Source organism: Amphritea atlantica (genome assembly GCF_018860855.1).
In the GTDB taxonomy this organism is placed as follows: domain Bacteria; phylum Pseudomonadota; class Gammaproteobacteria; order Pseudomonadales; family Balneatricaceae; genus Amphritea; species Amphritea atlantica_A.
This window is the reverse complement of the sequence record NZ_JAHKQE010000025.1, coordinates 79046-88145: the sequence shown is the minus strand read 5'-3', so window position 1 is coordinate 88145 and position 9100 is coordinate 79046. Positions and strand designations below refer to the sequence as shown.

Annotated in this window: 11 protein-coding genes; 3 read left to right on the top strand and 8 right to left on the bottom strand. The window is 48.5% G+C overall.

Annotation, left to right across the window (positions count from 1 at the left end; genetic code table 11):
* Positions 1-255: 255 nt before the first annotated feature.
* The 7 genes from minE to KO512_RS11950 form a co-directional block, all read right to left on the bottom strand.
* Positions 256-516, bottom strand: coding sequence for a cell division topological specificity factor MinE (gene minE, locus KO512_RS11980; RefSeq protein ID WP_215952588.1), 261 nt, complete (start codon positions 514-516; stop codon positions 256-258).
* Positions 516-1325 (bottom strand): septum site-determining protein MinD, encoded by an 810-nt coding sequence (gene minD, locus KO512_RS11975; RefSeq protein WP_215952587.1) that lies wholly within the window; start codon positions 1323-1325, stop codon positions 516-518. The genes minE and minD overlap by 1 nt, the downstream gene beginning before the upstream one ends.
* 29 nt (positions 1326-1354) lie before the next feature.
* Positions 1355-2080: a septum site-determining protein MinC gene (minC, locus tag KO512_RS11970; RefSeq protein ID WP_215952586.1), complete on the bottom strand. Its 726-nt coding sequence runs from the start codon at positions 2078-2080 to the stop codon at positions 1355-1357.
* 219 nt (positions 2081-2299) lie between these two features.
* Positions 2300-2731: a hypothetical protein gene (locus tag KO512_RS11965; protein ID WP_215952585.1), complete on the bottom strand. Its 432-nt coding sequence runs from the start codon at positions 2729-2731 to the stop codon at positions 2300-2302.
* A gap of 71 nt (positions 2732-2802) precedes the next feature.
* Positions 2803-3978, bottom strand: a complete 1176-nt coding sequence (locus tag KO512_RS11960; RefSeq protein ID WP_215952584.1) for a vWA domain-containing protein — start codon at positions 3976-3978, stop codon at positions 2803-2805.
* Positions 3979-3996: 18 nt separating this feature from the next.
* A complete protein-coding gene (locus KO512_RS11955; RefSeq protein WP_215952583.1) occupies positions 3997-4842 on the bottom strand; it encodes an AAA family ATPase in 846 nt (281 codons plus the stop codon).
* Between the two features lie 111 nt (positions 4843-4953).
* Positions 4954-5868 (bottom strand): DMT family transporter, encoded by a 915-nt coding sequence (locus KO512_RS11950; RefSeq protein ID WP_215952582.1) that lies wholly within the window; start codon positions 5866-5868, stop codon positions 4954-4956.
* A gap of 115 nt (positions 5869-5983) precedes the next feature.
* Between KO512_RS11950 and KO512_RS11945 the strand changes: the two genes are divergently transcribed.
* Both KO512_RS11945 and KO512_RS11940 read left to right on the top strand, forming a co-directional pair.
* The gene (locus KO512_RS11945; RefSeq protein WP_215952581.1) at positions 5984-6901 is read left to right on the top strand and encodes a LysR family transcriptional regulator; all 918 of its coding nucleotides are present in this window, start codon (positions 5984-5986) and stop codon (positions 6899-6901) included.
* Positions 6902-7052: 151 nt separating this feature from the next.
* A complete protein-coding gene (locus KO512_RS11940) occupies positions 7053-7652 on the top strand; it encodes a nitroreductase family protein (RefSeq protein WP_215952580.1) in 600 nt (199 codons plus the stop codon).
* Between the two features lie 43 nt (positions 7653-7695).
* Here KO512_RS11940 and KO512_RS11935 read toward each other — a convergent pair whose 3' ends face one another.
* On the bottom strand, positions 7696-8034 hold the full coding sequence (locus tag KO512_RS11935; RefSeq protein ID WP_215952579.1) for a DUF2956 domain-containing protein: 339 nt from the start codon (positions 8032-8034) through the stop codon (positions 7696-7698).
* Between the two features lie 78 nt (positions 8035-8112).
* On the opposite strand from KO512_RS11935, the gene KO512_RS11930 reads away from it, so the two are divergent.
* A complete protein-coding gene (locus KO512_RS11930) occupies positions 8113-9039 on the top strand; it encodes a DUF808 domain-containing protein (protein WP_215952578.1) in 927 nt (308 codons plus the stop codon).
* Positions 9040-9100: the final 61 nt, after the last annotated feature.

Genomic DNA, 9100 nt, shown 5'->3' with positions numbered 1-9100 from the left:
ACTGGATTAACTATAAATCGGTGGCCAATTTTACTTGACCACTACATGCCGTGTGGAAGCAAGAACAGTTGCAAGTCTTGAAGAGCATTTCTCAGAATTTAAAAAAACAAGAGGCGGGTAAGCAGTAATGCCTTTTAACAAGACCAAGTACCAATGCGCAACAAGTTGCGCTGGCCGCCTAGGGGGCGTCTGTTAGACAAGGTAAGTTGGCTTAATAATATCCGCCGGTAGCGCGTGGTGCCACCGGCGGATGTTTTACTTGGCGTCGGGCAACGTGATGTTTAGCTCTAGCACCGAACAGTCGTCGGCGTTATCAAGCTGCACGGACACTTGGTCGTGCTCGATATCGACGTATTTGCGAACCACCTCGATGATTTCTTTTTGCATCAGCGGCAAATAATCGGGTTGACCACGGGTGCTGCGCTCATGGGCGACAATAATTTGTAGGCGCTCTTTGGCGGTTGAGGCCGACGAAGAGGGTTTGTTTTTCTTTAATAGGTAATCGAGTATGCCCATTACTTACCTCCTAGCAGTCGCTTAAAAAAGCTTGACTTGGCTTGCTCTAAAAAGCGGTGTTCTACGTCCTCGCCCAGTAGGCGAGATACAGCATCTTGATACGCTTGCCCAGCCTGTGACTCGGTATCGAGAATAACCGGCGCTCCTTGGTTAGAGGCTTTAAGTACGGCCTCGGACTCGGGAATAACACCCAGTAGCGGAATAGCCAAAATCTCCTCGACATCGGCCACGCTTAGCATCTCGTTGGTGGCTACGCGGGCTGGGTTGTAACGAGTGAGCATTAGGTGCTCTTTGATCGTTTTGCCTTGCTCGGCCAGGCGCGACTTGCTTTGCAAAATACCCAAAATACGGTCGGAGTCGCGCACCGAAGACACCTCGGGATTGGTGACGACGATGGCCTCTTCGGCAAAGTAGAGCGCCATTTGCGCGCCTTGCTCGATACCGGCTGGCGAGTCGCAGATGATATAGTCAAAGTCTTCGGCCAGCTCGTTCAAAACGGCCTCGACACCTTCGTAGGTGAGGGCGTCTTTATCGCGGGTTTGTGAGGCGGGCAAAATAAACAGCCCTTCGGTGCGTTTGTCTTTAATCAGAGCCTGCTTAAGGCTAGCTTCTTTGTTAATAACATTAACAAAGTCGTATACCACTCGGCGTTCGCAACCCATAATTAAATCTAGGTTACGCAAGCCCACATCAAAGTCGATGACCACGGTTTTGTGGCCGCGCAAGGCAAGACCGGTGGAGATAGCCGCACTTGAGGTGGTTTTACCAACGCCACCTTTACCTGATGTTACTACTATTATTTTAGCCACGTGTTGTCCTTTATTAATCGTCAGTGGTGTTACAGCGCTGTCACTTGGAGGGATTCATCTTGCAGATACACCTGTGCCGCTTGTTTCCAGCAGTGCTCACGCAGTTTGTCGTTTAAAATAAAATGTCCGTTAATTGAGACCAGCTCTGCTTCGAGTTGTTGGCAAAAAATACGCGCGTCGGGGTTGCCGCGCACGCCGGCCAGTGCGCGACCGCGCAAGGCTCTGTATACATGAATATTGCCATCGGCGATCACCTCGGCACCCTCGCTGACCGGCGCGAGCAAAATCAAATCGCAACCTTCGGCGTATATTTGTTGGCCCGAGCGCACAGGGCGGTCGACTATCCGAGTCGGCAGTGCTGGCGCGGTTGCCTTCGGAACCGCTGCTTGTGGTTCGGCTGAGGCTTGGCTTGGTTCTTCTGCTGCGGGTTTTTCAACGCGCGGGCGCGAAGCGGGCAAGTGTATCAGGCCTAAGTCTCGCGCCTGTTGCGCGACTTTATCATCAGCACCTTTGCAGCCAAATAACTGAAACCCCACACCGCGGCATTGTTCAATCACATCTTGCAGCAGCTCGCGGTTTATCTCGCCGCTAAAGTCGGCCAAATTTAAAAACAGTGGTGAGCCGGTAAAAAACAGCGGAGCGGACTCGACTTTTTGGCGCAGCTGCTCGGCAAACACTTGCGGCTGATACTGATATAAGTCCAGCGACATAAGCGTTAGATTGGTGCCTTTTATTTGAAAGCAGGCGTCTGCCATTGGGGTGTCCTAGTGTTTAGTGTATATCTGGCGCATCGCTTGGCGCCGCAGCGCAATATAACAAATCACCGCCCACGACGATACCGGCGGGGCGATGCTGCCTGAGTGATATTTATCCCCAAAAAGGGCTGCTCTGGTTTTTACCTCGGTGTTCCCGGTGTTCTCTGTGGTAAAAGGGTTCTTTGACAGCATTGAACGAATAGCTGGGGCTCAGACAGGCTACTCCAAAAAGACGTCTTTAATCTTTTCCTGATCCACAAAGCGGGTGTAGTCATTCACCGCCGCTCGGACCGCTTTATCGGTTAATATATCTTGCATGGCGACTTTGCCCACCAGTTTCAAGGCTTTCTTCAGGGCCTGTGGATCGGCCTTGCGGGCGGCTCTTGCCTCGTTGGGGAATAGTCGGGTGATCAGTTTGGCAATGGTTTGGTGAGAGCCCTGCAGATCATCTAGGGATATGTTGGCGTGGGGTTCCAGTTCTGGGTGCGCGGACATTGAAAAGTACATCCATTTAACCAGTTCTTTGCGTTCTTTTCCGGTTAGGGAGTCAATAAAACAGGTGCCCAGATCCTGGGCGCTGGCTTTCAGAGGGAGGCTGACCATTGCCGCGATCGTGAGTGAACAGAGTACGGTGAATGCTGGTTTTTTCAAGGGAAGCTCCTTGGCGTTATTTATCTGAAAGCCGGGCTGATCAGTGTTGTATCGGCAGTGTGGTACCGATGTTATTTCGACAGATAACGGATGCCGTCTTCCAGCCCTGCTAGTGTTAGTGGGAACATTTTTTGATCCAGCATGTTTTTGATCATCTGGGTGCTGGCGGTGTAATCCCAGTAGCGCTGATGGCTAGGGTTGAGCCAGATCGCTTTATCCCAAGTATCGAGGATTCGCCTTAGCCAAACCTCGCCCGATTCTGGATTGCGGTGTTCGACACTGCCAAAGCGTTCGGTGACCTCATAGGGGGCCATCGCCGCATCACCCACAAAAATAACCCGATAATCGCGGCCATAGGTGTGCAGCAGATCGAAGGTGTCGATATGCTCGTTCCAGCGGCGTTTGTTATCTTTCCAGACCCGTTCATAAACACAGTTATGAAAATAGAAATATTCCAAGTGCTTGAACTCGGTGCGTGCGGCGGAAAACAGCTGTTCACACTGCTGAATATAGGGGTCCATTGAGCCGCCCACATCAAAAAATATCAGTACCTTGGCGGCGTTATGCCGTTCCGGCACCATTTTCAGATCGAGATAGCCGGCATTATTGGCGGTAGAACGGATAGTGTCATCGAGGTCTAATTCATCGGCGGCACCGGTGCGGGCAAATTTACGCAGTTTGCGTAGGGCGACTTTGAGATTACGGGTGCCGAGTTCCACGCTGTCATCGAGATCGCGAAATATCCGTTTTTCCCAAACTTTTACCGCCTGCTTATGTTTGCTTTCTCCACCGATACGCACCCCTTCAGGGTTATAACCGCTATGACCGAAGGGTGAGGTGCCGCCGGTGCCGATCCATTTATTACCTCCAGCATGCCGCTCTTTTTGTTCCTCGAAGCGTTTAGCCAGCGTTTCCATCAGCTTATCTAATCCGCCGAGTTTTTCGATTTCGGCTTTATCTTCATCACTGAGATTGCGGATAAAGTCGGCGTCCAACCATTGCTCGGGTATCAGGTTATCAAACGGGTCTGGCAGCTCGGCTAAGTCTTTAAAGTAATGGCCAAAGGCGAGATCAAAACGGTCGAAATATTTTTCATCCTTTACCATGCAGGTACGCGCCAGTAGATAGAAATCATCCCAGTCGGCGAAGGCTAGATGGTTTTCCAGTGCTTCCAGCAGGGCAAGTAGCTCATGGATTGAAACAGGCACCTGAGCTTTGCGCAGGGTGTAGAAAAAATCGACTAACATAGATCGCTCCTAGCCGGCTTATCGGTTTTCTCGGCGGGCCATAAATGCCAAGCGTTGCAGAATATGAACGTCTTGTTCATTCTTCAGTAGGGCGCCATAGAGGGGCGGAATCGCCTGACTAGGATCACGATTCTGCAGTATATCCAATGAAATATTGTCAGCCAGTAATAGCTTTAACCAGTCAATCAGTTCTGATGTCGAGGGTTTCTTTTTCAGGCCGTTAACCTCTCGCACTTGAAAGAAGACTTCCAGCGCCTCATTGACTAGATCTTTTTGAATGTTGGGGAAATGCACATCCACGATCTGTTTCATGGTGTCGGCATTAGGGAAGTTGATGTAATGGAAAAAGCAGCGGCGTAGGAAGGCATCGGGCAGCTCTTTCTCGTTATTACTGGTGATGATGATCATAGGGCGGTGTTTAGCGACCACGGTTTCACCGGTTTCATAAACGCTGAACTCCATTTTGTCGAGCTCAACCAATAGATCATTAGGGAATTCGATATCCGCTTTATCGATCTCATCAATCAGCAGCACGACCTGTTCGTCGGCATCAAAGGCTTCCCAGAGCATCCCTTTGCGGATGTAGTTGCTGATATCATGTACTCGATCATCACCCAGTTGGGAATCCCTTAGCCGGGAGACTGCATCGTATTCATACAGTCCCTGTTGTGCTTTGGTGGTCGATTTAATATGCCAGCGCAGTAGTTTTTTGCCGAAGGCTTGAGCGACCTCTTCAGCTAACATTGTTTTGCCGGTGCCAGGCTCGCCTTTGATTAGCAGGGGGCGTTGCAATGTGGCGGCAGCATTAACGGCCATCCGCAGATCATCTGTCGCAACATAGCGCTCTGTACCTTCAAATTTCATCTGACTTAACCTCTGAGAAAACTGTTACCAAAGAGGATTATCTTAGCAGAAAAAAAGTATCAGGATATGGGCTGTCATTGACTATTTAGGACAATAAACCCTACATCTAGGCTATGCGGTATGGGGCGAACGTTGCTCTTTTTGTACCAGTAACATGGCGATAATAACAAGCACCATACCGGGTATTAGTGGCCATTGTAGCGATGTAGAGCCCATCAATATATTTAGGATTACCACGAACAAAGGGGTTAAAAAGCTATAGGCTGCCACTTGAGTTGCGCCCAAGATAAGCGTGCCGAGTTGTAATAAGAAAAAACTGACTAAGGTGGTGAAGATAGCCAGATATAAAATGCCCAGATAAACATTCATATCGACGGCGCGCCACTCAATAGCGCCTAAGCTAGGAAGTGATAGTAACAGTAGCCAGAAACTGCCGATTGATATTACCCAGAATGTCATTATTTCCATCGGCTCGCCAGCATAAAGCTTTCGTATCAGTGGGTTATAGGCTCCCATAAATAAGCAGCCGAGTATAAATAGGAGGTCTCCGCGATTCAGTTGTAGTTGCAGCAAGCTGCTTATATCGCCCCGTACGATAATCCACAGGGCGCCTAAGGTGCCCAGTAGTAAACCGGCTGCTCGGCGTTTGCTGGTTTTTTCTCGGTTGATAAGAAACACATAGAATGCGGTCATCGCGGGCACCGTGGTATAGATGGCACCGGTATTGAGTGCGCTGGTATAGCGTAGCGCTGCAAACATACACCAGAAAAACACCACTAAAGGGATGCTTAAAACAGCATACCCGAGCAATTGCTGATGTGTTGGGCGGTGCCAGCCATTTTTAATGAAAACATAGGGTGCGAACATCAGTGCGGCCAGTAGAAAACGGATAAACATCATTACCTCGGGAGGCAGGGCGGTGGTAATGAGTGCGCCAACAGGAAATGAGCTGGCAATCAGCGCGACCATCAATAGCATCAGCATGTGAATTATGATGCGAGGTGTCTGTTGGAGTGGACTGTTCATAAGATGCTCTATGTAAAGGGATTTAAGGGTTGCTAGGTTAACTTGTTTTTAATTAGCTGATAATCTGTGTTTTTGGACAATAACTGTTGAATAAAAGTGAACAAAGGTTGGTGTGATGGATACGATTGCTGCAATTCCCGTTTTTGTTGCTGTGGTTCAGTATGGTGGATTTTCCCCTGCGGCTCGCTTTTTGGGTATCTCTAAATCGGCGGTGAGTAAGCGTATTACGTTGTTAGAGCAGCAGCTGGGTGTCAAATTACTGCATCGGACAACGCGAAAACTGAGCTTAACGGAGGTGGGGGAGCGCTATTTTGAGCATGCGCTTAAAGCGACCGAGGCCGCCCGTGACGCAGAAGATGCGGTGGCTCAACTTCAGGGGGAGCCGCAGGGACGTTTACGCATTAATTCACCGATGTCATTTGGCCGGTTGCATATGGCACCGATGATCCCCGAATTTTTAAAACGTTATCCTAAAATCAGTATCGATCTGGTGATGGATGATAAACGACTCGAGATGGTCAGTGGTGGGTTTGATATTGCCATTCGAGGTGGCGAATTATCGGATTCTAGCCTGATTGCCCGTCGACTTGGCCGTATTAACAGTGTCTTATGTGCCTCTCCTGAATATCTGGAGACTCAGGGTTATCCATTAGTTCTGGATGACCTACTAGAACATAACTGTCTCTCTTTTAGTTATTCCAATGATGTGCGTGAATGGCACTTTACGAAAGATAATCAGCGACAGTCGGTGATGGTGTCGGGTAATTATCAGGTTAATAACAGTGAGGCGTTGCAGGAAGCGGTATTGAGGGGCTTGGGTATTGCGCGCTTACCCACCTTTGTGGCAGGGCCGGATATTCGCGCAGGCAGACTGGTGGTCTTGTTTCCTGAATATCAGATGCCGGTGCAGGATTATAATGCGGTGTTTATTGAGCGACAGTATATGCCTGCGAAGGTGCGGGTATTTTTAGATTTTGCCATCGAGTATTTTGGCAGTGAGACGCCCTATTGGGAGCAGGGTATCGCTATCTAATGCAGCATTGTTGTCTTTTGCTCAACATTGTTTTTATTTTAAGAGTGGTTATTAATCATTAATAAACAATCTAATCTATTTGTCAGATATGGTGATCACGGCGTTGAGTGGTGACACCTTTAATAATCGATCAATAGATGAGGGTTTAATAATGGAATTTTTTGCAACCGTTGCAGCACGTCGCGCGATCAAACACTATGCCGATAAACCGGTGACTGAAGCTGACTTTGAACGCATCATGCAGGCAGTATTGCTTTCTCCTACTTCATATAATATTCAGCATTGGCGGTTTGTTCGGGTCACTGATTCGCAACTACGTACTGAACTTCAGGCTGCTGCTTGGGGACAAACACAGATAACCGAGGCTGCTGAGTTGGTGATTGTGTGTGCTGACACTCAAGCCTGGTCAGATAACCCACAGCGTTATTGGGCCAATGCTCCGGCGGATGTGCAGGCGATGATGTTGCCTATGCTGGCCTCTTTTTATCAGGGTAAAGGGTTGTTACAGCGTGATGAGGCGATGCGTTCTAGCGGAATGGCGGCACAAACCTTTATGTTGGCGGCTAAGGCCTTGGGATATGATACTTGCCCTATGATCGGTTTTGATAATGAGCGGGTGGCTGAGATGGTTAATTTACCCGCAGGCCATGTGATCAGTATGTTCATCACGCTTGGTTCGGCGGACAAGCCTGCAAACCCTAGGGCTGGGCAAATCCCGCTGACCGAGGTATTAATTGAAAACCGCTTTTAATGTTGCCGCAGGTTGCGTTATTCATCCAGCATGACGCAACCTGTTAGAAAGGATTGTAAACAACGGCATAGAGAGCGAAGCCTATCCAGCTGAGCCATAATAAGCCCCAGCTTAATCGACTCTGTTTGTAAATGGTCACTATCTCTGGAGCTTCTGAATTATTAGCGTTATTCGGCTGTTGTGCTTGTTGCAGTTTGCGCTTTTGTTTGTCTAATTCGCGGGCTTTTTCTTTGTGACGTTTTTTGTATTCTTCGATGCCTTTCTGAATACCCTGCGCGATTAGTTTAGTCTGTTCTTTTGTTTGGCCCGGGCGTTGGGTTGATTTAGCTACCTGTAATGCTTCGGTTACCACCTGTTCTGATACTTTTTGTTTCTTAGCCATAGTCACTTCCTTGGTTTGGCCTGTATTATCTCATGTTAACGGATGATAATGTTTGTTAACAACGATAAGGATACATACATGGCCGCTTCAAACCTTCTGGCATTAATTGACGACATAGCGTCTCTCTTGGATGATGTTGCTGGCATGACCAAGGTGGCTGCTCGTAAAACGGCAGGCGTGCTGGGGGATGATCTAGCATTGAATGCTGAGCAAGTCTCGGGTGTTAAGGCCGAACGAGAGTTGCCGGTGGTTTGGGCGGTGGCAAAGGGTTCCTTTGTTAACAAAGCTATCCTTGTGCCCGCAGCATTAGCGATTAGCTATTTTATCCCTTGGTTGATTGTGCCGCTGTTGATGATTGGCGGGTTGTTTCTCTGTTTTGAAGGATTTGAAAAAGTGTTTCATACATTTTTTTATTCAGCAGAAGAGAAGGCCGCCCATAAAGCAGAGTTAAAGCACGCACTAGAGGATAGTGCGGTTGATTTAGTGGCCTTTGAAAAAGAGAAGATTAAAGGTGCTGTACGTACCGACTTTATACTCTCCGCTGAGATTATTGTGTTAACACTGGGGACGGTTGCGGGTGCTTCACTGGTAACTCAATTTGGTGTTTTAGTGGGTATCTCTATTTTGGTGACCGTGGGTGTATACGGTTTAGTGGCTGGGATCGTGAAACTCGATGATCTTGGACTTTATATGGTGCGCAAGCCGGGTGCTGCTGATTTTACTAAAACCATCGGCCATGGGATTCTCAAAGCCGCACCGATGCTGATGAAGGCGCTGGCGGTGTTGGGTACTATTGCTATGTTTATGGTGGGCGGCGGAATTTTGGTTCATGGTTTGCCGTTTTTACATCACTTTATCCAGCATTTGACCGAGGGGCTAAATTCGGTTGTTGTGATGTTGTTGCCGGTATTGTTAGAAGCGTTGGTCGGTGTTGTCGCTGGCGGTGTTGTGTTTGTGGTGATTAGCTTGGGAAAAAAACTGTTTGGTAAAGCAGAGACCGCTTAACCTTCTGAGCTTTGTTTTCTGCTAGAGGCAATTCGGGTTTTTGATTAAATCGCCCTGAGAT